Raw genomic sequence first — 25,369 nt, 5'->3', positions numbered from 1 at the left:
CGGTCCGGCCGGTAGCCGGGGATCGGCCCGTCGCCGGTCCAGCCCTGGACCAGGCCGTTGAAGCCGTACACCCGCTGGGAGCCGCCGTACGGGACGAGCTGGACGGTCTTGCGGTCGCCTGGCTCGAACCGGATCGAGGTCGTGGCCGGGATGTTCAACCGCTTGCCGAACGCCGACGGACGGTCGAACTCCAGGAAGCGGTTGGCCTCGAAGAAGTGGAAGTGGGAGCCGACCTGGATGGGCCGGTCACCGGTGTTGTGCACGACCACCTCGGTCACCGGCCGCCCGGCGTTGAGTTCCAGAGGTTGGTCGCTGAGCTTGTAGCCGCCGATGGGCCGAAGGTGCTTGGAGTTCGGTCCCGGGTGTTGCTTCGCCATGTCGCCCCCGCTCTGCCGGAGACCGTGGCCTCCGGTCGCTGCTCTACTGGATGGGTGAGTGGACGGTGATCAACCGTGACCCGTCGGTGAAGACCGCCTCGACCTGGAGCATCGGGATCATGTCCGCCACGCCGGGGATCACGTCGTCGGCCGTGAGCACGTGGCTCGCGTCGTTCATGACCTCCTCGACGGTCTTGCCCTCGCGCGCGCCTTCGAGCGCCGCGGCGCAGATGACCGCCACCGCCTCGGGGTGGTTGAGCTTGACCCCGCGCGCCTTGCGGGCGTTTGCCACCATCGCCAACGAGTGGATCGTCAGCTTGTCGAATTCCTTCGGCGTGAGATGCACTTCGCGATCCCTTCGTCCGCACCTTATGTACGGTTTCAGCTATTTCGTCACGGTAAGAGCGGTTTGGTCCGCCCGCAGCCCGTTCAGGGAGATTTCAGGAACCGGTGTGGGCCCGCTCGCGCCGGTGGTAGTCGGCGACCCACATCTGCTGGATCTGCTCCAGCGTCCGGCCCTTGGTCTCCGGCAGGTAGCGCCGGACGAACAGGAAGCCGAGCACGCACAGCCCGGCGAAGAGCGCGAACACGCCCGACCGGCCCAGCGCGTCGAGCAGGCTCAGGAAGAACTGCGTGATCAGGTACTCGGTGCCCCAGTGGGTCGCGGACGCGATCGCCACGCACCGGCCGCGGATCGGACCGGGATAGATCTCGTTGATCACGGTCCACGCGCCCGGCCCGATCGACACCGCGTAGAACGCGACGAAGAAGACCACTCCGACCAGCAGGAAAAGGCCCGAGGTGGTGATCCGGCCGTCGCCGCGCCCGGTGCCCGCGCCCAGGAAGCTGACGCTCACCACGGCGAGCGAGACCGCCATCCCGGCCAGGCCGACCAGCAGCAGCGGCCGGCGGCCGACGCGGTCGAGCAGGCCCACCGCGACGAGCGCGAACGCCGCGTCCACCGCGCCGATCGCCCAGGTGGTCGCGGAGAGCTGTGCCTCCGGGGTACGGAATCCGGCCGCCGAGAAGATCGAGTCGGCGTAGTAGATGATGCCGTTGATCCCTGTCGTCTGCTGGAACAGCGCCAGCCCGACGCCGAGCGCGAGCGGACGCCGCCACTGCGGCGACAGCAGCTCCCGCCAGCTCGCCGTGCGGCCGTGCAGACTCTTCTCGATCTCGCCGAGGCGCTGCTCCACCCGCTGCTCGGGAACGGTGCGGCGCAGCGACTCCCGGGCGCGGCGCCGGTCGCCCCGCTTGAGGTACCAGACCGCCGAGTCCGGCACCACCACTGTCACCAGGATCAGCGCCACGCCCAGCACGACCGCCGCGCCGAGCAGGTAGCGCCACGACTCGCCGCCGGTGAACAGCTCGTCCGCCAGGTAGCCGATGAAGATCGCGAAGGTGGTCGAGAACTGGTAGACCGCGAGCAGGCCGCCGCGGATCCGTTCCGGCGCCGCCTCGGCCGCGAACATCGGCCCGGCGACCGAGGCCACGCCGATGCCCACGCCGAGCAGCAGCCGCGCGCCGAGCAGGGCGCCGATGGTCGGCGCCGCGGCCTGCACGATCGTGCCGACGACGTACGCCCCGGCGGCGACCCACAGCGCGCCCCGCCGGCCGATCCGGTCGGCGAGGTGACCACCGGCGAGCGCGCCCGCCAGCGCGCCGAGTGTCACCCAGCTCGCCGCCACCTCCACCTCGAAGGTGTCCACGTCGAACGTGTGCCGGATGTCGTGCAGCGCGCCGCTGATGACGCCCTGGTTGTAGCCGAAGAACGCGCCGGACAGGACGACGATCGACACGATCGCCACGAGGTTGTGGCGGGGCGGCCGGCCGGCCGCGCGTCCGCTCGCCGCCATGTCACCCCGTCCGCCGGCGACCGCCCACCGAAACGGCCGAAAACCTACATATGCGACATATAGTAGGTTCGCCGCAGCGGTCCGACAGCGAAACGATGACGCTGCCGGGGTCGCTCCTGCACACGGACGGGGGAAGGGTGAACCGGTCGGCGCCGTACGGCCCCGCGGACTCCTACCGCGAGTTCCGGCACCCGCTCGCAGCGCTCGTGCTCGCCGTCGTCACCGCCGGCGCGCTGGACGCCTTCGCGTTCCTGCGGTACGGCGCGTTCGTCGCCAACCAGTCCGGCAACGCCATCTTCCTCGGCATGGGGCCGGCCGGCGGGCATCCCACGTGGCCGGTCTCGGCGGCCTCGATCGTCGCGTTCGCCACCGCCGCCGGGCTGGTGAATCTGCTCCGCCGCCGAACCCGGCCGACGGTGGCGCCGCTCGTCGACATCGCGGTCACCGAGGCCGCCATGATCGTCTGGGCGGTGCTCAACCTGGTGCTCGCGTACGGCCGGCACGGCACGGCGTCCCGGGTGCTGCTCGCCGCCGCGGGCGCGGTAGCCATGGGCAGCCTCACCACCCTGGCGAGCCGGACCGCGGGCATCGCGACGCCGATCACGTACCAGTCGGACACCACGACGAAGACCGGTGAGCGGGCCGCCCGCTGGCTGCTCGGCCCCACCGCGGGCCGGGGCCGGGCCCGGCGGGGCACCCTGCTCGGACTGCTCGCCCTGGTCAGCTACAGCGTCGGCGGCGCGGTCGGCACACTCGCCCAGCACCGGCCCCGCTGGGTGCCGCTGTGGGGGACGCTCGCGCTGGCCGTGCTGATCCTGCTGCTGCGCCGGCACCGGCGACCAGGACCGGCGTCGCGGCCCGGCTGAGCGTCAGTCCGCCTGGGCGTCAGTCGGCCTGGGCGGCGAGTTCCCGCGCCCGGTCCCGGGCCGCCTCCAGCGCCGCCAGCATGGCCGCGCGTACGCCGTGGTTCTCCAGCTCGCGGATCGCCGAGATGGTGGTGCCCGCGGGCGAGGTGACCGCCTCGCGCAGCTTCACCGGGTGCTCGCCGGAATCGCGCAGCATCACCGCCGAGCCGATCGCGGTCTGCACGATCAGCTCGTGCGCCACCTGGCGCGGCAGGCCGAGCAGGATGCCCGCGTCGATCATCGCCTCGACCAGGAGGTAGAAGTAGGCCGGGCCGGAGCCGGACAGCGCGGTGACCGCGTCCTGCTGCGACTCGGGCACCCGGACGGTGGCGCCGAGCGGGGAGAACATCTCCTCGGCCAGGGCCAGGTGCTCGCCGGTGGCGTACGCGCCCGCCGAGATCGCGCTCATCGCCTCGTCGACGAGCGCCGGGGTGTTCGTCATGACCCGGACCACAGGGGTGCCCTCGGGCAGCCGGCGGTTGAAGAAGGCGGTCGGCAGGCCGGCGCAGAGAGAGATGACCAGCTTGTCGGCCGGCACCTTCGGGCCGATCTCGTCCAGCAGCGCGGCGGCGTCCTGCGGCTTGACCGACACGGCCAGCACCTCGGCCTCGGTCACGGCGGCGAGGTTGTCCACCACCCGTACGCCGTAACGGTCGGCCAGTTCCCGCGCCCGCGCCGGCCGCCGCGCGGTGGCGAGCAGCCGCTCCACCGGCCAGCCGGAACGCAGCAGCCCGGAGAGCATCAGCTCACCGATCTTGCCGGCGCCGATCACCGCGACCGTGTGCCCGCCCACCCGTGCCCCCTTCTCCGACTGTTAAAAGGGGGCCCCTGCTATGCACGAGGCGTTAAGCGGGGGCCCCTCCTTACACATCAGCTGCCGAAGAAGACCTCGGCCTCGGCGTACCGCTCCAGCGGCACGGTCTTCAGCTCGCGGGTGGCGTCGGCGAGCGGGACGCGGACGATGTCCGTGCTCTGCATCGCGACCATCTTGCCCCAGTCGCCCTCGTGCGCGGCGTCGATCGCGTGCAGGCCGAGCCGGGTGGCCAGCACCCGGTCGAACGCGGTCGGCGTGCCGCCGCGCTGGATGTGGCCGAGCACCACGGTGCGGGCCTCCTTGCCGGTCTTCGCCTCCAGCTGCTCGGCCAGCCACTGGCCGATGCCGCCGAGACGGACGTGACCGAACGCGTCCAGCTCCTGGTTGTGCAGCACCGTCTGGCCGTCCAGCGGCTGGGCGCCCTCGGCGACCACGACGATCGGGGCGTACTGGTGCTGGAAGCGCTTCTCGACGTAGCCGGCGACCTGCTCGACGTCGAACTGCCGCTCCGGCAGCAGGATCACGTTGGCGCCACCGGCGAGACCGGCGTGCAGGGCGATCCAGCCGGCGTGCCGGCCCATGACCTCGACCACGAGCGTGCGGTGGTGGCTCTCCGCCGTGGTGTGCAGCCGGTCGATCGCCTCCATGGCGATGTTGACGGCGGTGTCGAAGCCGAACGTGTAGTCGGTCGCACCGAGGTCGTTGTCGATCGTCTTCGGCACGCCGATGACGTTGACGCCCAGCTCGTGCAGCTTGGTCGCGACGCCGAGCGTGTCCTCGCCGCCGATCGCGATCAGCGCGTCCACGCCCTGGGCGGCGAGGTTGTCCTTGATCCGCTCCACGCCGTTCTCGATCTTGAACGGGTTGGTGCGGGACGAGCCGAGGATGGTGCCGCCGCGGGGCAGGATGCCGCGCACCTCGGCGATGCCGAGCGGCTTGGTCAGGCCCTCGAGCGGGCCCTTCCAGCCGTCGCGGAAGCCCACGAACTCGTGACCGTAGGTGGCGACGCCCTTGCGGACCACCGCCCGAATCACCGCGTTGAGACCTGGGCAGTCGCCGCCGCCGGTGAGCACGCCGATACGCATGATCTGCTCATCCTCCTGGAGCATCAGGTGAAGCCCGGATAAGCCCCAGGATATGTGTCAGATCAGACCATCGGCGCCGTTGCCGGCCCGGGGCGGGCCGTCACTGCGCACTGTAGTCGGCGCAGGTGTACGCCGGCACCGCACCCCGGGCCGTTCCGGACGGCGGACGGGCTACCCGTCAGTAGCCGACCTCGTGGTTCTCCCCCGCCTTCGGCGGCTTGCCGGTCACCGCCGCCTTGGCGAAGCCGAGCAGGTTGACCACGGTGCTGCCGGGCGAGTCCCAGTACTCCGCCGACCCGGCGTGCACCTTGATCAAGGTGATCCCGGGCGTGTCCAGCCCGTCCGGGAACCACGCCTTGAGCAGCGGGCTCCACAGCTCCTTCGCCCGGCCGGCGTCCCACTCCTCGGTGGCGGTGCCGGCCACCGACACCCAGGCGTGGTGACGCTGGTCGGAGAAACCGACGTTCACCTGCGGGTTCACCCGGATCTGCCGGACCTTCGCCGAGTCGGCGTACGCGAAGAACCACAGGTCGCCCTCGAAGTCCGCCTCCTGCAACCCCATCGGACGGCTGACCAGACGCCCGTCCACGCCGGTGGTGGTGAGCAGGCAGATCCGGGCGTCCCGGATCAGCTCGGTGACCCGGCGGCGGGCGTCCGCGGCGTTGGTCGGCTCATTGCTCATGGGGCACTCCTGTCTCGGATCGGCGCAGATGCCGCTCCCGTGCCCTGGGCGGAACCGGTCAAACCTCCCGCGCCGTCATCGCCCGCCACCGCGCCAGGTTGTGCCGGGCGTCGACCAGCGCGTCGTGCCGGTCGGCCTCGGCGTCCGGCAGCCGGGGGCGCCCCAGGTCGTCCCAGAGCTGACGCAGCTCCTTGGTGAAGCGGGGGATCTCCCGCGGCAGCGCCGGCATCGCGCCCCAGAGCTGGGCCAGCACGACGTGGTCGTAGGCGGCGTACCAGGCCCACAGCTCCAGCTGCTCGCCCGGCCGGTCCCGCACCGGCTCCAGCAGGAACTCGTGCAGGTCGTCGCGGATGCGCGCGCGGGAGCGCCAGGCCCGGTCGGCCGGCGACGGGAGCTTGTCCAGCACGTTGCGCCGCACCCAGGGCACCGCCCGGGAGTCGTCGAACTCGGTGGAGACCGCGTAGAACTCGCGGCCGTACTCGTCGACGACGCCGATCGACACCAGGTCGACGATGCGGCCGTCCTCGATGAATTCGCAGTCGTAGAAATAGCGGTAGACCATCGCCCCCATCCTCACCCATCACCGGCACGCGCCGGTCGCCGGGGCGTCCGCCGAGGTCGGCGGGCGTGCCGTCGGCGGCCGGGCATGGTCACGGAAGTGTTTCCGGGGGTGTACAGCACGCGACGAGAGCGTCATGATCTGATGTGTACCGCCGTCGGGCGCCGAACCGGTTGAGCTGCCTCGTACCGGGACTGACAGCTTCACCCGGTGTGCGAGTCGTGACTTCTGACCGGGGAGGGGTTGAGCCGTGGAGTCTCGCCTGCCGGAGCCGGGTGACGCGCTCACGGGTGTGGAGATGTTCGCCGGGCTTGAGCCGGGGGTGCGGCAGCGTGTCATCGCCGCGGCCGTACCGCGCACCTACCGCAAGGGCCAGCTGCTCTTCGTCGAGAACGACCCCGGCGAGTCGCTGATCGTGCTGCGCCGCGGCGCGGTGGCGGTGTTCCGCACCGCCCCGACCGGCGAGCGCGCGGTGCTGTCGGTGATCCGACCCCCGGACGTGCTCGGCGAGGTGTCCCTGTTGGACGCCTCCACCCGCTCGGCGTCGGCCGAGGCGATCGAGGACTGCGCCGCGCTCGCGCTGTCGCGGCCCGCGTTCATGGAGCTGGTGCACTCCAACCCGCGCATCCTGGACGCGGTGATGCGCTCGTTGGGCCAGCTGATCCGCCGGCTCACCGAGCAGAACGCCGACCACGTCTTCCTCGACCTGCCCGGCCGGGTGGCCAAGACGCTGGTCCGGCTGGCCGGCGAGAGCCAGGCCCCGATGATCACGATCGAGCTGAACCAGAGCCAGCTCGCCGAGATGGCCGGCGGTTCCCGGCAGAGCATCAACCAGGCCATCGGCTCGTTCGCCAGCCGGGGCTGGCTGCGGACCGAGGGACGCCGCATCGTGGTCACCGACGTGGCGGCGCTGCGCCGCCGGGCCGGCATGAACGACCGCTGACACGACGACGGCGGGGGCCGGCGGTCGTCCCGCCGGCCCCCGCCGCGTTCGTCGTACGCCCGTTAGTCGTACGCCCGGTCAGTCGTTCGTGGTGTCGGCCGGGGGCGAGCTCGGCCCCGGGCCGATCTTCGACGGGTCGGTCTTCTTCGGCGGGGTCGTCGTGGTGGTCGTGGTCTCGGTCGATCCGCTACCCGCGGGCTGCTCCACCATGCCTTTTTCCTCCAGTTCGGCGAGGGTGACAGCGTCCACGTCGACCGTGTCACCGACGGCCCACACCGTCCCCCGTGGATCGGTCCATGAGGCGGACAGCCGGACGTGCACGGCAATCTCCCTGTCGACGGGACTTCCTGCTAGGGGAGACTAGACCCGGCCGAACAGCCGTGACGTCCCGCCGACCCGTCGGGTACCCGACTGCGCGGCCGCGCGGGACACTGGGGACCTCACGCGTACGGAGCCGGACATCGACCTCACCTGTGGACACTGCGCCCGGACCGCCGGGCCGGACGACCGTTTCTGCGGTGGGTGCGGCCGTCCGCTGGCCGCGGCCTGCCCAGGCTGCGGCCACGCCAACGACACCGGCGCCAACTTCTGCACCAACTGCGGTCAGCCGCTGCGCGACCACGCGGTCACTGTGCAGGAGGACCGCCGCCAGGTCAGCGTGCTCTTCATCGACATCGTCGACTTCACGACATACGCCGAGCGGGCCGACCCGGAACAGGCCCGCAGCCTGCAACAGGTCTACTTCGCCACGGTGCGCCGGCTGGTGCACCAGTACGGCGGCGTGGTGGAGAAGTACATCGGCGACGCGGTCATGGCGTTGTTCGGCGCGCCGGTGGCCACCGACAACGACGCGCTGCGCTGCGTACGCGCCGGGCTGGAGCTGCAACGCAGCCTGGCCCGGCAGCCGGCCGGACCGCATCCGCCGCTCGGGTTCCGGGTCGGCATCGCCACCGGCGAGGCCCTGGTCGACCTGGCCGCGGCGCGCGACGGCGGCCAGGCGTTCGTCACCGGCGACGTGGTGAACACCGCCAGCCGGTTGCAGGGGCTCGCCCCGGTCGGCGGCGTGGTGGTCGACGAGAGCACCTGGGCGGCCACCCGGCGCGAGATGGAGTACGACGACCAGCCACCGGTGACGTTGCGCGGCCGGTCGTCGGTGAGCCGGATCTGGCTGGCCGTACGGGCGCGGCCCCGGCGCGACGGGCAGACCGCCGAGCTGACCCCGATGGTCGACCGGGACCACGAGCGGGGCCTGCTGGTCAGCGCGTTGCACCGCACGCTGACCGAGCGCACCTCGCAGCTGCTCACCGTCTTCGGCCCGGCCGGGGTGGGCAAGAGCCGGCTGCTGCGCGAGCTGGCCCGGCACGCCGCCAGCCTGCCCGGCACCCGGGTCACCTGGCTGACCGGCCAGTGCCCTCCGTTCGGCGAGAACGTCACCTACGCGGCGCTGGCCGACATCGTCCGGAGCTGGGCCGGGCTGACCGGCGCCGACGACCCGGCCACCATCCGGGACCGGTTGCGCGAGCGACTGGGCCACCTCGCCGACCCGCACGCGGTACGGCTGGCCGAGGCGCTGGGCCCGCTCGTCGGCGTCTCCGGCGAACGGCTCACCTCGGCCGAGACCGAGGCGGCGTGGCGGCGCTTCCTGCTCACCCTGGCCGCGACCGGTCCCACGGTGCTCGTCTTCGAGGACATGCACTGGGCCGACGAGGCGATGCTGTCCTTCGTCGAGCAGCTCGGCGCGGCGGCCCGCAACGTGCCGCTGCTGGTCGTCGCGACCGCCCGGCCGGAACTGCGCGAGCGCCACCCGGCCTGGACCGGCACGATCAGCGGGGCGATGTCCATCTCGGTGCCGCCGATGCACGACGGGGACATCGACACGCTCTACTCGCTGCTGCTCGGCCAGGCCACGCTGCCGCAGGACGCACGGGCGCCGCTGATCGAGTTCGCCGACGGCAACCCGCTCTACGCCCAGGAGTACGCGCGGATGCTGCTCGACGGCGGGCTGGCCGAGCGGACCGCCGGGCTGGCGCTCGTCGACCCGGCCGGGGGCGCCGAAATGCCGCGTACCGTGCAGGCGGTCATCGCCAACCGGCTGGACCTGCTCGACCCGGCCGACCGCGCGGTGCTCCAGGCCGCCTCCGTCGTCGGCGTGCAGTTCTGGGCCGCGCCGGTGGCGCTGGCGCTCGGCCGCCCGGCGGAGTGGGTCGAACGCGCGCTGCACCACCTCCAGCGCCGTGACCTCGTCTACGAGCTGCCCGTGTCGACAATGCCCGGACAGGCGGAGTACCGGTTCCGGCACGTGCTGGTCCGGGACGTCTGCTATCAGCGGCTGCCCCGGGCCGAGCGGGTCGCCCGGCACCAGCGCACCGCCGACTGGCTGGAGCAGCTCGCCGACGGCCGGCAGCACGACCTGGCCGAGGTGCTGGCCAACCACAGGTGGGCGGCGCACGAGATCGCCCGTACGGTCGGGCTGGACCAGACACCGCACGCCGCCGCGACCCGGTCCGCGCTGCACCGGGCCGCACGCCGGGCGTACGACCTGCACGCGCTGGAGACCGCGGCCACGCTGGTGGACCGCGCGTTGAGCGTGGAGTGCGGTCCGGACCCGGCGCTCGAGCTGTTCCAGGCCGAGCTGGCGTTCTACCGGGACCGGGACGGCTTCCTCGACGGCGGCGGGACGGCGCTGCTCACCACCCTGGCCGGCCGGCTGGCCGGCGCGGGTGACCGGCCCGGTGCGGCGAAGGCGTGGCGGCTGCTGGCCACTGCCGCCTTCGCGCGGGCCGACCGCTCGGAGTTGATGCGCTGCCTGGACCGGGCGATCGGGCTGCACGCCACGCTGCCGGACAGCGAGGACAAGGTGGGCGTGCTGCTGGAGCTGGCGCGGGCGCACATGCTCGACGCGGAGACCGAGCCGGCGTGCGTGGCCGCGCGCACCGCCGCCGAGCTGGCCGAGCGGCTGGAGCTGCGCGAGGCGCGGGCGAACGCGCGCATCACGCTGGCGGTGGTCCGTTACCAGGCCGGCGCCGAGGAGGCGTACGCCGAGCTGGCCGACGTGACCGAGGAGTGCCGGGTGGAGCGGCTGACCAGCCGCCGCCGCGCGGTGCACAACCTGGCCTGGGTGCTCCAGGAGGAGGGCGACCTGACCGGCTCGGCCCGGCTGGTCGACGAGCAGCGCTCGCTGGACCTGGCCGGCGAGCACGCCCTCACGGTGAGCTTCAGCGACCAGTGGGCCCGGTCGTACTACAGCGGGGACTGGACGTCGGCGCTGCGGATGGCCGAGGGGTCGACGCGGCGCCCGACCGACGAGTGGGACCTGCACATCGTGGCCGTGTCCGGCTGGATCCGAGCGCTCGGCGACGACCCGGCCGGGCCGGGCACCGGCGAGGACCTGGTGGACCAGGCGCTCGTCGCGGCCCGGCGCAGCGGCTTCCAGCGCGTGCTGCGCTCCACGCTGGCGCACGCCGCGCTCTGCCGCGCGGTGCAGGGCCGCCGGGACGAGGCGATGGCGCTGCTGACCGAGCTGGACGAGGACTGGCGGCAGACCAAGATGATCCCGTTCGCCGAGTGGGTGCCGGCGGTCGGTCACGTCGCCGCGCTGCTCGGCGGCGACGCCGCGGTGCTGGTGCGCGACCTGCTGGCCCACGCGCCACGGGTGACCCGCTGGGCACGGGAGGCCGGGCGGTCGGCCGAGGCGGCGCTGGCCCGGGGCGACGGGGACGCCGCGCGGGCGGGCCGGCTGCTCACCTCCGCCGCCGAGGGGTACGCGGAGATGACCGACGTCACCGACCAGATGATCGCGTCCGCGCTGGCGGTCGGGCCGCTGACCGAGGCGGACCCGCCGGCCGCGGCGGCGACGCTGGCCCGGGTACGCGCGTTCGCCGGCCGGCACGCCGCCACCGGGCTGCTCCGGATCGCCGGGGCGGGCTGAGGTCAGGCCGGGACCGGCTGCCCCACCGCGGCGCTCTTGGCCTTCTGGGCGTACGTGTCGACGTACTCGCGGCCGGACAGCTCCATCAGCTCGTACATGATCTCGTCGGTGACCGCCCGCTCGACGAACCGGTCGCCGGCCATCCCGGCGTAGCGGGAGAAGTCCAGTGGCGGGCCGAAGCGGATCCGCACCCGGCCCAGGTTCGGGACGATCTGGCCGGTGGGCTGGATCGCGTCGGAGTTGAGCATGGCCATCGGGACGACCGGGGCGCCGCTCTCCAGCGCCAGCCGCGCCACGCCGGTCTTGCCCCGGTAGAGCCGGCCGTCGGGCGAGCGGGTGCCCTCCGGGTAGATCCCGGCGATGCCACCGGCGCGCAGCACGGAGAGCTGGGTGTCGAGGGCGGCCCGGGCGGCCCGTCCGCCGGAGCGGTCGACCGGGATGGTGCCGGAGCCGACGAAGAACATCTTGGTGAGCCGGCCCTTGAGGCCCTTACCGGTGAAGTATTCGGCTTTCGCGATGAATGTGACTTTTCGCTTGACGATCAGCGGTGTGAAGATCGAATCCGAGAAGGAGAGGTGGTTGCTGGCCAGGATCACCGGCCCGGTCTCCGGAACGTGCTCCAGCCCTTCGACCTGCGGGCGGAAGATCAACCTCAGCAGTGGGCCGAGAACGACGTACTTCAGCAGCCAGTACAGCACCGGCGTCCTTCCCGTGTCGGTGGCGGCGGACGGGTCGCCGCGTGGCCCCGGAGGCGCCGGCGGCGCCCACGGGAGTCCGGGAAGAGGGTACGAACGACGAGCGGCACGCCACAACGCACTCCCGGAACCGGGTGCCGACGTGTCACGATTCAGGGCACGGGCAGGGATCGGCGAAGGGGGTGTCCGGTGTCAGGGGGCGGGCCCCGTCGGGGACGACGGGACAACGGGCTCGACGCGGCCGAGTACGCGATCGCGGGCGACGTCGATCCACGCGTCGGCGAGCACCTGCTCGACGTGCTCGCCGCCGGTGGCATCGCGGCCTACCTCCAGCCCTCGGCCGACCTGAACCCCGTGACCCGCACCACCACCGTCCCGGCCCGCCCGGTCGACCGGCTCTACGTCGACAGGTCGCACCTGACCACCGCCCGCGACTACCTGACCCAGCTCGCCGACGAGGGCGGGGGCGACCCGCCGCGCGCCGACGAGCCGGACATCGAGGCCGAGTGGGCGAAGATCGTCGCCGGTTTCCACACCGCGCCGAGCGCCGGCAGCCACCCCTGGCCCGCCGCCGAGGACGTGGACGACCCGCCCGCGCCGGGCACCGCCGCCGGCGGCCGGGCCGAGGAGCCCGCCGGCCCGACCGCCACCGACGTGCGCCGGCTGCCGTACGCCGCCGACGTCTCCGGTGTCTCGCTCAGCCGGGACCGGCACGACGAGCCCTCGCTGCTCGACGGCCTGGACACGTTCGGCGCAAACCTGCCCGACGAGGCGTCGGACGAGGAGCACTACACCCCGCCCCCGCCGCCCCCGCTGCCCCGCTTCTCCAAGTACGCGGTGCTCGGCGTGGCCTGCATCGTGCTCGGCTTCCTGCTGTTCCTGTCCCCCACCGTGGTGTCGCTGGTCGACCCGTCGGTGGTCACCCTGCTCGGCTTCACCGGCATCCTGGCCGGCTTCGTCATGCTGATCTGGCGGCTGCGCCCGGGCGACCGGGACGACCACGACCCGGACGACGGCGCGGTCGTCTGACGCCGCGCCGGGCGCTGCCCGGATGGCGGGACGCCGCCCGCCCTGGGCGGGGGCGTAACAAGCGTGTAACTTACAGTCAGTAGGAATAGGCCGAACGTCACGTCCCGCACCGGCTGTCCGGCTTGCGACTCCTCCGGGTTGCCGGTCCCCTGCTGAGCGGAATGCCCGAGATGCGACAGAGCCCCCTCGTGGTGGTGGCCAACCGCCTCCCCATCGACGACAGCGTGGCGCCCGACGGCGCCTTCGAGTGGCGCCGCAGCCCCGGCGGCCTGGTGAGCGCCCTGCACCCGCTGCTGCGGCACACACCCGCCACCTGGGTGGGCTGGGCCGGCGGTACCGGCCCCGCGCCCGACCTGCCGGACGTGGACGGCGTCCGGATGCACACCGTGCCGCTGAGCGCCGAGGACTTCCGCGACCACTACGAGGGCTTCGCCAACGCCACCCTCTGGCCGCTCTACCACGACGCCGTCGAGCAGCCGGAGTACCACCGGCGCTGGTGGGAGGCGTACCAGCGGGTCAACCAGCGGTTCGCCGAGGCCGCGGCCCGGGTGGCCGAGCCGGGCGGTCTGGTCTGGGTGCAGGACTACCACCTCCAGCTGGTGCCGGGTCTGCTCCGCGAGCTGCGCCCCGACCTGCGGATCGGGTTCTTCCTGCACGTGCCGTTCCCGCCGCCGGAACTGTTCATGCAGCTGCCCCGCCGGGCCGAACTGCTGCGCGGCATGCTCGGCGCCGACCTGGTCGGCTTCCAGCGGGCCCAGGCCGCGCACAACTTCGCCCAGCTCGCCGCCAAGGTGCTCGGCCTGCCCGCCACCGACCGGCGGATCGGTGTGGACGGCCGGGTGGTGCGCATCGGCGCCTTCCCGGTCGCCATCGACACCGCCGAGATGTCCGCGCTCGCCGCCCGCCCCGAGGTCGCCGAGCGGGCCCGCCGGCTGCGGCAGGACCTCGGCCGGCCCGAGCAGGTGATCCTCAGCGTCGACCGGATGGACTACACGAAGGGCATCGAGCAACGCCTCAAGGCGTACCGGGAGCTGCTCGCCAACGGCGACATCAAGGTCCGCGACACGGTGCTGGTCCAGGTGGCGGTGCCCAGCCGCGACCGGGTGGCGCAGTACCAGATCCTCCGCGACCGGGTGGAGCACCAGGTCGGCCGGATCAACGGTGAGTTCGGCCGGGTCGGCGAGCCGGCGATCCACTACCTCACCCAGCCGTTCGACCGCGCCGAGCTGGTGGCGCTCTACCGGGTCGCGGACGTGATGGCGGTGACGCCGCTGCGCGACGGCATGAACCTGGTCGCGAAGGAGTACGTGGCGGCCCGGGTCGACGGCACCGGCGCGCTGCTGCTGAGCGAGTTCGCCGGCGCCGCCTCCGAACTGGAGCAGGCGTACCTGGTCAACCCGCACGACCTCGACGGCCTGAAGCAGGGGCTGCTGGCCGCGCTGCGCGCCGGCCCGGAGGACGTCGCGACCCGGATGCGCGCGATGCGCGAACACCTGGCCCACAACGACATCCACGCCTGGGCGGCGTCCTACCTCAGCGCGCTGGAGGAGAGCGGAACGCTCGTCGGCCGCCGCCCCGCCACCCGGTGACCCGAGCCCCGGCGCTCACCCCTGGGCGGGCGCCGGGTCCTTGTCCAGCCAGTCCAGGATCGCGTCGATCGGCTCGCGCCAGCGGGCGTCGAGCATCAGGTCGTGCCCCATGCCGGGGAACAGCAGCGGCGCCGAGGCGTACCGCCGGGCGGCCCTGGTCAGCGCCGCGGCCGGCAGCACCCGGTCGTCCGGGCTGCCGAGCACCAGCACCGGCGGGCGGCCCACCGCAGGCTCCGGCGACCGGCCGGTCAGCAGCTGCCACTGCGCCCGCCGCCCGGCCCGGCCCAGCCGGGCCAGGTGCCGCCGCGCGTCGGCGTCCGGCAGCTCCCGGCTGAACAACTGCCGCCGGTTGAGTCGCAGTCCGGCGCCGAAGACCGCAGGCACCGTGCCGACCGGGTTGCGCCGCAACGCCGTCCCGAACGTGCCCCAGCCGCCGAGCACCGGCGCCACCAGCACCGCGGCCCGCGCCGGGTAGCGGGCCATCGCGTGCGCCACGACCCGGGCGCCGGCGCCGTGCCCCACCAGCACCGCCTGCCGCGGCAGGCTCGCCGCCACCTGCGTCACGTCATGGGTGTACGACCGCAGCGTCGCCTCCGGCGCCGGCTCGCTGCCGCCGTGCCCGCGCAGGCTCAGCGCGTACGCCGGGAAGCCGCGACCGGCGGCGTGCCCCAGCCAGTGCTCGGCGAACGCCCACGCCCCGTGCCCGAACCCGGGCACGAACAGCAGCGGCGGCTTCGCCTCCTCCCGCTCCGGCAGGGCGGCGAGCACCTCGCGGCGGGCGGGCCGCTCCGGCCGGGCCCACTCCCAGGACCGGACCACCCGCACCCGCTCGGCCGCCGTCATTTACCCTCCTCCAGCTCGTGCAGCGCCCGCTGGAGCGCGCGCAGGTAGTCGGCGTGCCCGACCTCGAACCAGTGCCGGGTGCTGTCCTTGACCTTCGCCGAGTACCGCTCGCCCAGGCCGGCCCGGACCTTGCGGTCGAACGCGGCGGCCCGCTCCGGCCGGGTGGCGCGCAGCGTGAGCAGCCGGGCGAACAGCACGCTCTGCCAGTGCGAGATCGGGAAGATGCCGGAGTCCGGCTGCACCAGGCCGACCACCGCGAGCGTGGGATGACCGGCGGTGAACGCGTTGAGCCACAGCCGGGGCCGTCCGGAGCCGTCCTCGTCGCCGAGCACCCGGCCCTTGAGGAACTCGAAGCGCGGCAGGTAGCCGGTGGCGAAGACGACCAGTTCCGGGTCGATCCGGCGGCCGTCGGTCAGCTCCACCGCGCGGTCGTCGAACCGGGCCACGTCCGGCACCGGCGTGACCTCGCCGTGGCCGACGTAGTAGACGAGCTGGCTGTTGGCGATCGGGTGCGTCTCGTAGACCCGGTGGTCGGGCTTGGGCATGCCGAACCGGGTCAGGTCGCCGACGGTCAGCCGCAGCGTCCAGTGGTAGAGCCACTGCCGTACGCGCAACGGCACCCGCAGCGCCAGCAGCGTGTCGTTCACCTGGTCGGCGGGGCGGCCGAGGACGTACTTGGGGGCGTACCAGTAGCCGCGGCGGGTGGAGTGCCAGCAGTGCGACGCCTGCTGGGCCGCCTCCACCGCGATGTCGCAGCCGGTGTTGCCCGCGCCGACCACGAGCACCCGCTTGCCGCGCAACTGCGCCGGGTCCTTGTAGGACGAGGCGTGCATGACTTCGCCGCGGAACTCCTCCAGCCCCTCGTAGCGGGGCAGCTTCGGCGACCAGTTGTGGCCGTTGGCGAGCACCACGGCGGCGTACCGGGAGGTGCGCTCGGGGCCGTAGCCGCCGGTGCTGCGCGTGGTCACGTCCCAGCGGTCCCCCTCGACCGGCTCGACGCGGACCACCTCGGTGCCGAACCAGACGTGCTGGCGCAGGTCGAAGTGGTCGGCGTACCGCTCGAAGTAGGACAGCAGCTGGCTGTGGTGCGGGTAGTCCGGCCAGTCGTCGGGCATCGGGAAGTCGGGGAACTGGGTGAACGGCCGGGACGAGATCAGGTGGGTGCTGGCGTACACCGGGCTGCGGTCGTGCCGCCAGTTCCAGGCGCCGCCGACGCCGGTCTCCCGCTCGTAGCAGTCCACGCCGAAGCCGGCCTCGCGCAGGTTCTTCACGGCGGTCAGGCCGCTGGCGCCGGCGCCGATCACGCAGACCGTGTCGCCCCGGTCGGAGACCGGGCGGTCGTCGCGGACCGGGACGTCCGTCCGGTCCGGATCGGGGCGGCCGGGGTCGGTGGAGGAGGACACCGCGAATTCTCCTTTGTGCGGCACGCGTGCCGGGTCGGAGCGAAATCCTGCCGAGAATGCCCGCCGTTGTCCAGCCATCGGATCCGGCACCCGGCGCCCGCTCGGCTCCCCTGACTCAGCGTCACCGCAGAGCCGGTCACCGAGCGTGAGTGGACCGGCGGCGCGGGAGGCGTACCCTCTTTGGCCCTTTGCTCTGCAGCCACGGACGCAGCACCGCCGGGAGCTGCGCCGATGTCTCGCGGCCGTCCGGCCGGGACACGGCCCGCCGGTCACGGCGGGTAGCTGGTGCGCATATGGCGGCAGAGCAAAGGCGGCGAAGCGGTTGTCCTACCGGCCGCCGGGCACCTGACCGTGCGTCACGGCCCGGCGGTCCGGCCGCTGCGCAAGCGCGGGCGGCCCGCCGGGCACGGTGCGGCCCGGCGGTCCTCGCCGGTCAGGCGGTGGGCAGCAGCAGGTCGACCAGGACCGGGAAGTGGTCGCTGGCCCGGCGGGCCGCCGGCGTGTCCACCACGTCGTAGTCGACCACCGTGATCCGGGGGTCGACGAACAGCGCGTCGATGCGGCGGCGCGGGTCGGCGCAGGAGAACGTGTGCCGGTCGGCCCGGTCGGCGGCGAGCGCCGTGTCGGTGAGCCCTTCGGCGAGCGTCTGCCAGGCCGGCCCGTCCGGGCCCTCGTTGATGTCCGCGCCGGCCACCACGGGCAGCGTGGACGCGGCCAGCTCACGCTTGAACGCCGCCGCCTGGGCGGGCCGCTCGGCCGGGTCGGTGGACAGGTGCGAGCCGGCCAGCAGCACGTCGACGCCGCCCACACGGCAGTGCGCATACGCGGCGCCGCGCATGTGCCGTCCCGGCGTCAGCGGGTACCGCTGGCAGCTGGTGTCGACGACCCGCAGCCGCAGGCTGGTCAGCAGCACGTTGCCCAGCGACGGCAGGCCACCGGCCGCCACCACCATGCCGAACGACTCGGCCAGCGCGGCGGTCTTCTGCCGCCACCGGAACCGGCGCGGTCCCTCCTGGACGATCACCACGTCCGGGGCTGCCGTCCGGACCACCTCGGCCAGCGCGGCCGTGTCGTCGCGCTGGCTGTGGATGTTGTACGACACGACCCGCAGCGGCACACCCGCATCAGTCATGTCAGATCCGCCGGGCCAGGTCGGCGGCGCCGATCACACCGGCGGTGTTGCCCAGCTCGGCCGGGCGCACCTCGGCGACGGGCAGGCGGCTGCGCTGGGCCAGCGCGTCGGCGAACGACCGCCGGGTCGGGCCGAGCAGCAGGTCACCGGCGTCGATCACGCCACCGCCCACCACCAGCACCTGCGGGTCGAGGATCTGCGCCATGTCGGCGAGGCTGGTGCCGAGCCAGCGGCCGACCTGGGCGAACGCCTCGGTGGAGACCGGGTCGCCGCCCTTCGCGGCGGCGGTCACCATCGGACCGGTGATCGTCTCGGCCTCGCCCCCGGCCAGCTCCAGCAACGCGGCCGCCCGATGCGGCTCCTGCCGGGCGGCGGCGCGGGCGAAGCGGACCAGCGCGCTGCCGCTCGCGTACTGCTCGATGCAGCCCAGCCGGCCGCAGCCGCACTGGTGGCCGTCCGGCACGGTGAGCATGTGGCCCAGCTCGGCGGCGATGCCGTTGGCGCCGCGGACCAGGCCACCGCCGAGCACGATGCCGCCGCCGACACCGGTGCCGATGGTGAACATGACCATCGAGTCGTCGGCGTCGCGGGCCGCGCCGTAGCGGAACTCCGCCCAGGCGGCCACGTTCCCGTCGTTCTCCACGATCACCGGCAGGCCGGTGGCGTCGCCGACGTACGTGCGCAGCGGCTCGTCCCGCCAGGCCAGGTTCGGAGCGAACAGCACGGTGGAGCGGGAGGCGTCGATCCAGCCCGCGGCGCCGATGCCGACCGCCTCCACGGCGTGACCGGCGGCCAGTTCGGTGACCACCTCGATGATGACGTCGCGGGTCTTGGCCACGTCATCGGCGGGGGTGTCCCGTCGCGTCTGCACGAGTACCGTGCCGGCGTCGTCCACGACACCGCCGGCCACCTTCGTGCCACCGACGTCGACTCCGATGGTCAGCGTCACCGCTGCCACTCCCCTCTGCTGTGCTGCCCGGGGACCGGCCGAACCGGCCGTACGGTCCCGGGATGTCCGGTGGTCAGGCCCCGTCGCCTGGTGCGTCCGCGCCCACCTCTCCGGACGCCCGCGAGGCGGGCACCACGGGACGGCCGGCCGGTGTCCGGCTCGTGTCCGGCTCCGGCGGCCCGGCGGCGTCGGCGGTGGCACCCGAATCGGCCGCGCCCTCCCCCCGGGTGGCGGCGGACCACACGTCCTGCTCGGGTGCCGGCTGAGAATCATGCCCGGTACGGGTCGCCTCGCGCCACACGTGGTCCCCGGATCCGGCCGGTGCGGCGGTGCCGGCGTCGGCGGTTCGCTCCGGCTCGGCCGGGGTGAACGCGCGCAGCAGGCTGGCCACCCCGGCTGCCAGGTCCCCGGCGCCGGTGGCAAGCCGCTCGGCGAACTCGGGACTTGGATCCCGCAACGCGGCGATACCGCGACAGACAGGGCAGACACAGCATTCCGGCGAGCCGGTGGCGAAACCGGCGGGCGCGGGCGTCTCCGGAGCGGGGCCGGCGCCGGGCGGGGTGTGACCGAGGACACCGGAGAGGATCCCACCGAGCGGACCCCAGGCGCCGGAGCCGGGTGCGGCGGCGGCCATCTTCGCGCCGGCGAGCAGTGTGGCGACGAGGCGCTCGGCCTCTTCCCGGGCCGAACCCGGATCAGTGGTGCCCATGGTTCGGCTCCTCCAGCGTGACTACCGGGACGACGGTCGGGTCATTGCGCCGCACCGGGTGCTTCTACCCGGCGCTTGAGCTGCTTCAACGCCGCGTCCATGATCATTTTCTCGGCCTTGCGGCGGAACATGCCGAGCATCGCCACGGACAGCTCCACCTCAAGGGTGTACGTCACCGTGGTCGTCCCGTCCGGGTTGCCCACCAGGTCGTACGACCCGCGCTGGGAGCGCTGCATCTTCGACGGGGCGACCAGGTGCCACTCGATCCGGGAGATGTCCTCGGCGTACTCGTAGGCCAGCACGTACTCGTCGGCCATCACGCCCGCGTCGAGGGTGAACCGGACCTGGCTGGCGTAGCCGTCCTCGTACTCCTCGATCACCTCGGCCCGGCGTACCGCCTCGGCCCACTCGGGATAACTCGGGAAGTCGCAGATGACGGCCGCCACCCGGTCCGGTGACGCGCCGACGATGATCGACTGGGTGGAGGAGTCCGCCATGTGGGGAGGCTACCCGGCCGCCTCCCGCCCGGTCCCGCTCCACCCGCCGGACGGCGTCCCACCAGCCGGGCGGGCAACCTCCCTGGCAGACCCCCCGGGGTGTGCGGGTAGGTTTCGACAGAGCCGACCAGGCCGGCCCCCGCCGGTAGAGCACGAGGGAGTGCAGGTGCGCGAGTTCTCCGTCCCGCCGATCGTCACCGTCGGCGACGCGGCCAACCTGACCGACCCGGTCTGGGAAAACGCCGAGGTCGCCCCGGACACCGTGCAGTTCGTCCGCCCCGGCGCGGGAACGGACGCGCGCGAGGATGTCACCTGCCGCCAGTTCCGCGACGAGGTGGTTGCGGTGGCGCAGGGCCTGATCGCCGCAGGCGTCTCCCCCGGCGACCGGGTCGGCCTGATGAGCCGCACCCGCTACGAGTGGACCCTGTTCGACTACGCGATCTGGGCGGCCGGCGCGGTGACCGTGCCGATCTACGAGACCTCCAGCGCCGAGCAGGCCGCCTGGATCCTCGGCGACTCCGGCGCCGTGGCGGTGGTGGTGGAGAGCACCGCGCACGCCACCATGGTCGCCGGCGTCCGGGACCGGCTGCCCGAGCTGCGCGAGGTGTGGCAGATCGACCTGGGCGCCGTCGACGACCTGGTCGCCGCCGGTGCGTCGGTGGACCGGGCCGAGGTGGAGACCCGCCGCTCGCTGCTCAAGGCCGACGACGTCGCCACGATCATCTACACCAGCGGCACCACCGGCCGGCCCAAGGGCTGCGTGCTGACCCACCGCAACATCTACTCCGACATCGCCAACGCGGTGCCGGTGCTGCCGAACCTGTTCCGCCAGGGCGCCTCCACCCTGCTGTTCCTGCCGCTCGCGCACGCCTTCGCCCGGCTCATCCAGGTCGGCGTCGTGCACGCGCGGGCCACCATGGCGCACTGCGCGGACACCAAGAACCTGGTCGCCGAGCTGCAGGACTTCAAGCCGACGTTCGTGCTCTCCGTACCCCGGGTCTTCGAGAAGGTCTACAACGGCGCGCGGCAGAAGGCCGAGTCCGAGGGGAAGGGCAAGATCTTCGACCGCGCGGAGAAGGTCGCCATCGCGTGGAGCGAGGCCCAGGAGCTGCCGGGCGGTCCCGGCCTTGGGCTGCGCGCGCAGCACGCCCTCTTCGACAAGCTGGTCTACCGCAAGCTGCGGGCGGCGATGGGCGGCCGGTGCCGCGACGCCATCTCCGGCGGCGCGCCGCTGGGCGCGCGGCTCGGGCACTTCTTCCGCGGCGTCGGGGTGACCATCTGCGAGGGGTACGGCCTCACCGAGACCTCGCCGGCCGCCGCCGCCAACCTGCCCACCGGCACCCGGATCGGCACCGTCGGCCGCCCGCTGCCCGGCGTGACCATCCGGATCGACGACGACGGCGAGGTCCTGATCGCCGGCGACATCGTCTTCCAGGGCTACTGGCACAACGACGCGGCCACCGCCGAGGCGATCAGCACCGACGGCTGGTTCCGCACCGGCGACCTCGGGCACCTGGACGACGACGGCTACCTGAGCATCACCGGCCGCAAGAAGGAGATCATCGTGACCGCCGGCGGCAAGAACGTCGCCCCGGCGGTGCTGGAGGACCAGGTGCGGGCGCACCCGCTGATCAGCCAGTGTGTGGTGGTCGGCGACCGGCAGCCGTTCATCGCCGCGCTGGTCACCATCGACGAGGAGGCGCTGCCGAAGTGGCTGGCCGGGCAGGGGCGTCCGGAGACCACGAGCATGGCCGAGCTGCGCGACGACGCGGCGCTGCGCGCCGAGGTGCAGTCCGCGATCGACCAGGCCAACCAGGCGGTCTCCAAGGCCGAGGCGATCAAGGTGTTCCGGATCCTGCCGCATGACTTCACCGAGACCACCGGCGAGCTGACCCCGTCGCTGAAGGTCAAGCGTCAGGTCGTGCACAAGACGTACGCCTCGGAGATCGCCGAGATCTACCGGGGCTGACTACCATCCGTCACGTGCCCGCCTCCACATCCCGCCAGCCGTCGACGCAGCCCCTCGCGGCGGCGGCTCGCGCGGTCCTCCTCGCGCTGGTCGCCGCCCTGACCCTGTTCGCCACCCGCGACGCCACCCAGCTCTGGTGGATCGCGCTGCTGGGCGTCGCCGGCCTGCCGGCCGTGCTCGCCCCCCAACACCGGCTGCTCGCCCCGATCAGCCGCTTCGCCGAGGTGGTGGTGCTCGGGCTGGCCGCCAGCCAGGTCGCCGCCGACACCCATCTGTCCGGCGTGACCGGCGGGGTCGGCGCCTCGGCGGTGCTGCCGTACCTCGCCGTGCCGGTCACCGTGACCGCGCTGAGCCGCCGGTTCCGCGAGGGCGCCGCGCTGCTCGCCGTGGCGGCGGCGACGCTGCTGGCCAGCGCCGCGTTCACGCAGGTCGACGGCGGGCCGCAGCTCGGCCAGGTCGGCTACCTCGCGGTCTGCGCCCAGTGGCTGATCCTCGCCGGGCTCGGCCTCTACACCGCCGGCACGCTCCAGCGCGTCATGCGGGTGCGCGGCGAGGGCAAACCCCAGCCGTACGCCGAGGCGACCCGCCTGCTCACCCAGCTCCGTACGGTCGCCCGCCAGCTGCCCGGCGCCACCCTCGACCCGGGCGGCATCTCCGAGCACCTGCTGGAGGAGCTGCGGGTGGTGGCCAAGACCGACCGGGGCGCGGTGCTGTCCGCCAGCGGCGGCGGCCGGCTCGTGGTGCTCGCGCAGATCGGCGCGGACCGGGTCGACTGGGAGACCACGCTCGACGCCGACTCCGCCATCGCCGACGCCTGGGCCAGCCAGCAGCCGACCGTCTCGGCCCGCTCGCAGGCCCGGTCCCGGCGCTCCGGCGAGGTCTCCGCGCTGATCGTCCCGCTGGTGGCGGGCGTACGCACTGTCGGCCTGGTGGTGATCGAGGCGGACACCGCCGCCGCGTACCCGCCGCCCGTGGTGTCCCGGGTGACGGCGCTGACCGGCCCGGCGGCGCTGCGGCTCGAAGCCGCGCTGCTCTTCGACGAGGTGCGCTCGCTGGCGACCAACGAGGAGCGGCAGCGGCTGGCCCGGGAGATCCACGACGGGGTCGCCCAGGAGCTGGTCATGGTCGGGTACGGCATCGACAACGCGCTCGCCACCGTGCACGAGGACGCGGAGGAGACCGCCGACTCGCTGCGCACGCTGCGCCAGGAGGTCACCCGGGTGATCACCGAGCTGCGGCTGAGCCTGTTCGAGCTGCGCAGCGAGGTGGACCGGCACGGTGGCCTGGCCGCCGCCATCGCCGAGTACGCCCGCACCGTCGGCGCGTCCGGCGGCCTGCGGGTGCACCTGTCGCTGGACGAGTCCACCGCCCGGCTGCCGGCCGCCACCGAGGCCGAGTTGCTGCGCATCGCGCAGGAGGCGGTGACGAACGCGCGCAAGCACGCCGGCGCGTCGAACCTGTGGGTCACGTGCGAGGTGGATCCCCCGTACACCCGAATCGAAGTGTCGGATGACGGTCACGGCATCGGTGACCAGCGCCCGGACGGGCACTATGGCCTTGCGATCATGGCCGAGAGGGCGGAACGTATCCGAGGCCGGTTGGAGATCAGGCCGCGGCAGCCGAGTGGGACGACTGTGGCGGTGGTGCTCGGTTCGTCGCCCCGGCGCGATAAGGTGCGCGGCAGCGCCGCAGCAGCAGAAGGGGAGTAACCCGAGGATGACCAGCAGTCCGACACCGGCCACCCGTACCAAGGTTCTCCTGGTCGACGACCACGACCTCATCCGCAAGGGGCTGCGTCACGCGTTCGAGCGCGACCGTCAGTTCGAGGTCGTGGGCGAGGCGGCCACCGCTGCGGAGGGCGTGCGCCAGGCCGGCGCGCTCCAGCCCGACGTGGTGATCATGGACCTCCGCCTGCCCGACGGCAGCGGCCTGGAGGCCACCCGCGCCCTGCGCAAGTCCAGTGCGTCCATGGGCATCGTCGTGCTCACCATGTACGCCGGTGACGACCAGCTCTTCGGCGCCCTGGAGGCGGGTGCGAGCGCGTTCGTGCCGAAGACCGCCCCGGCCGACGAGGTGGTGGCCGCCGCCCGGCACGCCGCCTCCTCCCCCAGCGCGTTCACCGCCGCCGACCTGGCCGAGGCGATGAAGCGCCGGCTGGCGCCGTCCGGCCCGCAGCTGTCCCCCCGTGAGGGCCAGGTGCTGCGGCTGCTCGCCGACGGCATGAGCGTGGCCGGCATCGCCAAGCAGCTGTTCGTCAGCGAGTCGACCGCCAAGACCCACATCTCCAAGCTCTACGAGAAGCTGGGTGCCGCCAACCGGGCGCAGGCGCTGATGACCGCGCTGCGGCTGGGGCTGCTGGAGGCCCCGGACGCGCCGAAGTTCTGAGGCGTACCGCCGGAAGAGGCCCCGTCCACCACGGACGCGGGCCTCTCGGCGTTCCCGGCCACGTGTGGTCGCGTACGGTGAGCAGCCGGACGCGTAGCGACGGCGGTCTTTGCACCGCGACGGCGGAGGGGCAGAATACCCGGGTGATCCGCGCGGCGGTGACGACCGCGTGTCGCCGACACCCGAGGGGCAGGACATGCAGCGGCCGGACTGGGCACCCGAGACGATCGACATCGAGCGCCCCAGCGTCGCCCGCATGTACGACTACTACCTCGGCGGCTCGCACAACTTCGCCGCCGACCGGGCGGCCGCCCGCGCGATGGTGGAGGCGGTGCCGGAGGCGCCGCTGATGGCGCAGGCCAACCGCGCGTTCCTGCGCCGGGCGGTGCAGTACCTCGCCCAGGCCGGCATCCGGCAGTTCCTCGACATCGGCTCCGGCATCCCGACCGTCGGCAACGTGCACGAGATCGCCCAGCGGATCGACCCGGAGTCGCGCGTGGTCTACGTCGACGTGGACCCGGTGGCGGTGGCGCACAGCCAGGAGATCCTGGCCGGCAACGCGCACGCCGCGGTGCTCGAGGAGGACCTGCGCAACCCGGAGGCGATCCTCGCTCACCCGGAGGTCACCCGGCTGCTGGACTTCACCCGGCCGGTCGCCGTGATGGTCGTGGCGGTGCTGCACTTCATCCCGGACGCCGACCGCCCGGAGGAGATCCTGCGGACGCTGCGCGGGGCGCTGGCGCCCGGCAGTCACCTGGTGCTCTCCCAGGCCAGCGAGGACGGCCGCGCCGGCACCGGCGAACGGGCCGAGGCGGAGCGGGTCTACCGGCGTACCGACAGCCAGCTCTGGATCCGCAGCCGGGCCGAGATGACCGCGCTGTTCGACGGCTTCGAGCTGGTCGACCCGGGCGTGGTGTGGGTGCCGCAGTGGCGGCCGGACTCCCCCGACCAGGCGGAGAACGCCGAGCGGGCCGTCTTCATGGGCGGGGTCGGGCGGCTCGGTGGGTGACGACGCGGCCC

General features: G+C 73.4%; 23 protein-coding genes and 1 pseudogene. 9 read left to right on the top strand and 15 right to left on the bottom strand.

What is annotated here, in order from left to right; all coding sequences use genetic code 11:
- Window positions 1-41: 41 nt before the first annotated feature.
- From ML5_RS18805 to ML5_RS18795, 3 genes and pseudogenes are all read right to left on the bottom strand, one after another.
- Window positions 42-377: pseudogene (locus ML5_RS18805) on the bottom strand (urease subunit beta); the annotation flags it as partial.
- A gap of 43 nt (window positions 378-420) precedes the next feature.
- Window positions 421-723 carry an urease subunit gamma gene (locus tag ML5_RS18800; RefSeq protein WP_013287657.1) on the bottom strand — a complete coding sequence of 101 codons (303 nt, stop codon included), beginning with the start codon at window positions 721-723 and terminating at the stop codon, window positions 421-423.
- A 94-nt stretch (window positions 724-817) separates the two neighbouring features.
- The gene (locus tag ML5_RS18795; RefSeq protein WP_013475746.1) at window positions 818-2,233 is read right to left on the bottom strand and encodes a sugar porter family MFS transporter; all 1,416 of its coding nucleotides are present in this window, start codon (window positions 2,231-2,233) and stop codon (window positions 818-820) included.
- A 137-nt stretch (window positions 2,234-2,370) separates the two neighbouring features.
- Here ML5_RS18795 and ML5_RS18790 point away from each other — a divergent pair, with 137 nt between their 5' ends.
- The gene (locus ML5_RS18790; RefSeq protein WP_236619233.1) at window positions 2,371-3,099 is read left to right on the top strand and encodes a YoaK family protein; all 729 of its coding nucleotides are present in this window, start codon (window positions 2,371-2,373) and stop codon (window positions 3,097-3,099) included.
- A gap of 19 nt (window positions 3,100-3,118) precedes the next feature.
- Here the strand turns inward: ML5_RS18790 and proC are convergent, their stop codons facing one another.
- The 4 genes from proC to ML5_RS18770 form a co-directional block, all read right to left on the bottom strand.
- A complete protein-coding gene (proC, locus tag ML5_RS18785; protein ID WP_013475744.1) occupies window positions 3,119-3,931 on the bottom strand; it encodes a pyrroline-5-carboxylate reductase in 813 nt (270 codons plus the stop codon).
- 77 nt (window positions 3,932-4,008) lie between these two features.
- Window positions 4,009-5,037: a 6-phosphofructokinase gene (locus ML5_RS18780; RefSeq protein ID WP_013475743.1), complete on the bottom strand. Its 1,029-nt coding sequence runs from the start codon at window positions 5,035-5,037 to the stop codon at window positions 4,009-4,011.
- 178 nt (window positions 5,038-5,215) lie between these two features.
- Window positions 5,216-5,719 (bottom strand): pyridoxamine 5'-phosphate oxidase family protein, encoded by a 504-nt coding sequence (locus tag ML5_RS18775; RefSeq protein ID WP_013287662.1) that lies wholly within the window; start codon window positions 5,717-5,719, stop codon window positions 5,216-5,218.
- Window positions 5,720-5,777: 58 nt separating this feature from the next.
- A complete protein-coding gene (locus ML5_RS18770; RefSeq protein WP_013475742.1) occupies window positions 5,778-6,281 on the bottom strand; it encodes a polyadenylate-specific 3'-exoribonuclease AS in 504 nt (167 codons plus the stop codon).
- Between the two features lie 247 nt (window positions 6,282-6,528).
- On the opposite strand from ML5_RS18770, the gene ML5_RS18765 reads away from it, so the two are divergent.
- Entirely contained in the window at window positions 6,529-7,221 is a 693-nt protein-coding gene (locus ML5_RS18765; RefSeq protein WP_013475741.1) for a Crp/Fnr family transcriptional regulator, read from the top strand.
- 78 nt (window positions 7,222-7,299) lie between these two features.
- Here ML5_RS18765 and ML5_RS18760 read toward each other — a convergent pair whose 3' ends face one another.
- Entirely contained in the window at window positions 7,300-7,542 is a 243-nt protein-coding gene (locus ML5_RS18760) for a hypothetical protein (protein ID WP_013287665.1), read from the bottom strand.
- Window positions 7,543-7,681: 139 nt separating this feature from the next.
- Between ML5_RS18760 and ML5_RS18755 the strand changes: the two genes are divergently transcribed.
- A complete protein-coding gene (locus tag ML5_RS18755; protein ID WP_083816947.1) occupies window positions 7,682-11,149 on the top strand; it encodes an adenylate/guanylate cyclase domain-containing protein in 3,468 nt (1,155 codons plus the stop codon).
- A gap of 2 nt (window positions 11,150-11,151) precedes the next feature.
- Here ML5_RS18755 and ML5_RS18750 read toward each other — a convergent pair whose 3' ends face one another.
- Window positions 11,152-11,847, bottom strand: a complete 696-nt coding sequence (locus tag ML5_RS18750; protein ID WP_013475739.1) for a 1-acyl-sn-glycerol-3-phosphate acyltransferase — start codon at window positions 11,845-11,847, stop codon at window positions 11,152-11,154.
- Window positions 11,848-12,033: 186 nt separating this feature from the next.
- Between ML5_RS18750 and ML5_RS18745 the strand changes: the two genes are divergently transcribed.
- Complete coding sequence (locus tag ML5_RS18745; protein WP_013287668.1) at window positions 12,034-12,873, top strand: DUF308 domain-containing protein; 840 nt, start codon at window positions 12,034-12,036, stop codon at window positions 12,871-12,873.
- A 170-nt stretch (window positions 12,874-13,043) separates the two neighbouring features.
- Complete coding sequence (locus ML5_RS18740) at window positions 13,044-14,462, top strand: trehalose-6-phosphate synthase (protein ID WP_013475738.1); 1,419 nt, start codon at window positions 13,044-13,046, stop codon at window positions 14,460-14,462.
- 15 nt (window positions 14,463-14,477) lie between these two features.
- Here ML5_RS18740 and ML5_RS18735 read toward each other — a convergent pair whose 3' ends face one another.
- The 6 genes from ML5_RS18735 to ML5_RS18710 all read right to left on the bottom strand — a co-directional run bounded on the left by ML5_RS18735 (window position 14,478) and on the right by ML5_RS18710 (window position 19,995).
- Complete coding sequence (locus ML5_RS18735; protein ID WP_013475737.1) at window positions 14,478-15,305, bottom strand: alpha/beta hydrolase; 828 nt, start codon at window positions 15,303-15,305, stop codon at window positions 14,478-14,480.
- Window positions 15,302-16,708, bottom strand: coding sequence for an NAD(P)/FAD-dependent oxidoreductase (locus ML5_RS18730; RefSeq protein WP_013475736.1), 1,407 nt, complete (start codon window positions 16,706-16,708; stop codon window positions 15,302-15,304). Before ML5_RS18730 ends, ML5_RS18735 begins: the two co-directional genes overlap by 4 nt.
- Before the next feature lie 433 nt (window positions 16,709-17,141).
- Complete coding sequence (locus ML5_RS18725; protein ID WP_013287672.1) at window positions 17,142-17,840, bottom strand: endonuclease/exonuclease/phosphatase family protein; 699 nt, start codon at window positions 17,838-17,840, stop codon at window positions 17,142-17,144.
- A gap of 1 nt (window position 17,841) precedes the next feature.
- The gene (locus tag ML5_RS18720) at window positions 17,842-18,789 is read right to left on the bottom strand and encodes an ROK family glucokinase (RefSeq protein WP_013287673.1); all 948 of its coding nucleotides are present in this window, start codon (window positions 18,787-18,789) and stop codon (window positions 17,842-17,844) included.
- Between the two features lie 73 nt (window positions 18,790-18,862).
- On the bottom strand, window positions 18,863-19,498 hold the full coding sequence (locus ML5_RS18715; protein WP_013475735.1) for a hypothetical protein: 636 nt from the start codon (window positions 19,496-19,498) through the stop codon (window positions 18,863-18,865).
- A 41-nt stretch (window positions 19,499-19,539) separates the two neighbouring features.
- On the bottom strand, window positions 19,540-19,995 hold the full coding sequence (locus tag ML5_RS18710; protein ID WP_013287675.1) for an SRPBCC family protein: 456 nt from the start codon (window positions 19,993-19,995) through the stop codon (window positions 19,540-19,542).
- Between the two features lie 166 nt (window positions 19,996-20,161).
- Between ML5_RS18710 and ML5_RS18705 the strand changes: the two genes are divergently transcribed.
- The 4 genes from ML5_RS18705 (at window position 20,162) to ML5_RS18690 (ending at window position 25,358) form a co-directional block, all read left to right on the top strand.
- Complete coding sequence (locus ML5_RS18705) at window positions 20,162-21,964, top strand: long-chain fatty acid--CoA ligase (protein WP_013475734.1); 1,803 nt, start codon at window positions 20,162-20,164, stop codon at window positions 21,962-21,964.
- 14 nt (window positions 21,965-21,978) lie between these two features.
- Entirely contained in the window at window positions 21,979-23,673 is a 1,695-nt protein-coding gene (locus ML5_RS18700; RefSeq protein ID WP_013287677.1) for a GAF domain-containing sensor histidine kinase, read from the top strand.
- 7 nt (window positions 23,674-23,680) lie between these two features.
- Window positions 23,681-24,349: a response regulator transcription factor gene (locus ML5_RS18695; RefSeq protein WP_013287678.1), complete on the top strand. Its 669-nt coding sequence runs from the start codon at window positions 23,681-23,683 to the stop codon at window positions 24,347-24,349.
- A gap of 196 nt (window positions 24,350-24,545) precedes the next feature.
- The gene (locus ML5_RS18690; RefSeq protein ID WP_013475733.1) at window positions 24,546-25,358 is read left to right on the top strand and encodes an SAM-dependent methyltransferase; all 813 of its coding nucleotides are present in this window, start codon (window positions 24,546-24,548) and stop codon (window positions 25,356-25,358) included.
- The last annotated feature ends 11 nt before the right edge of the window (window positions 25,359-25,369 follow it).

It is taken from the genome of Micromonospora sp. L5, assembly GCF_000177655.2.
In the GTDB taxonomy this organism is placed as follows: Bacteria; Actinomycetota; Actinomycetes; order Mycobacteriales; family Micromonosporaceae; genus Micromonospora; species Micromonospora aurantiaca.
This window is presented reverse-complemented; position numbering and strand designations above follow the sequence as displayed.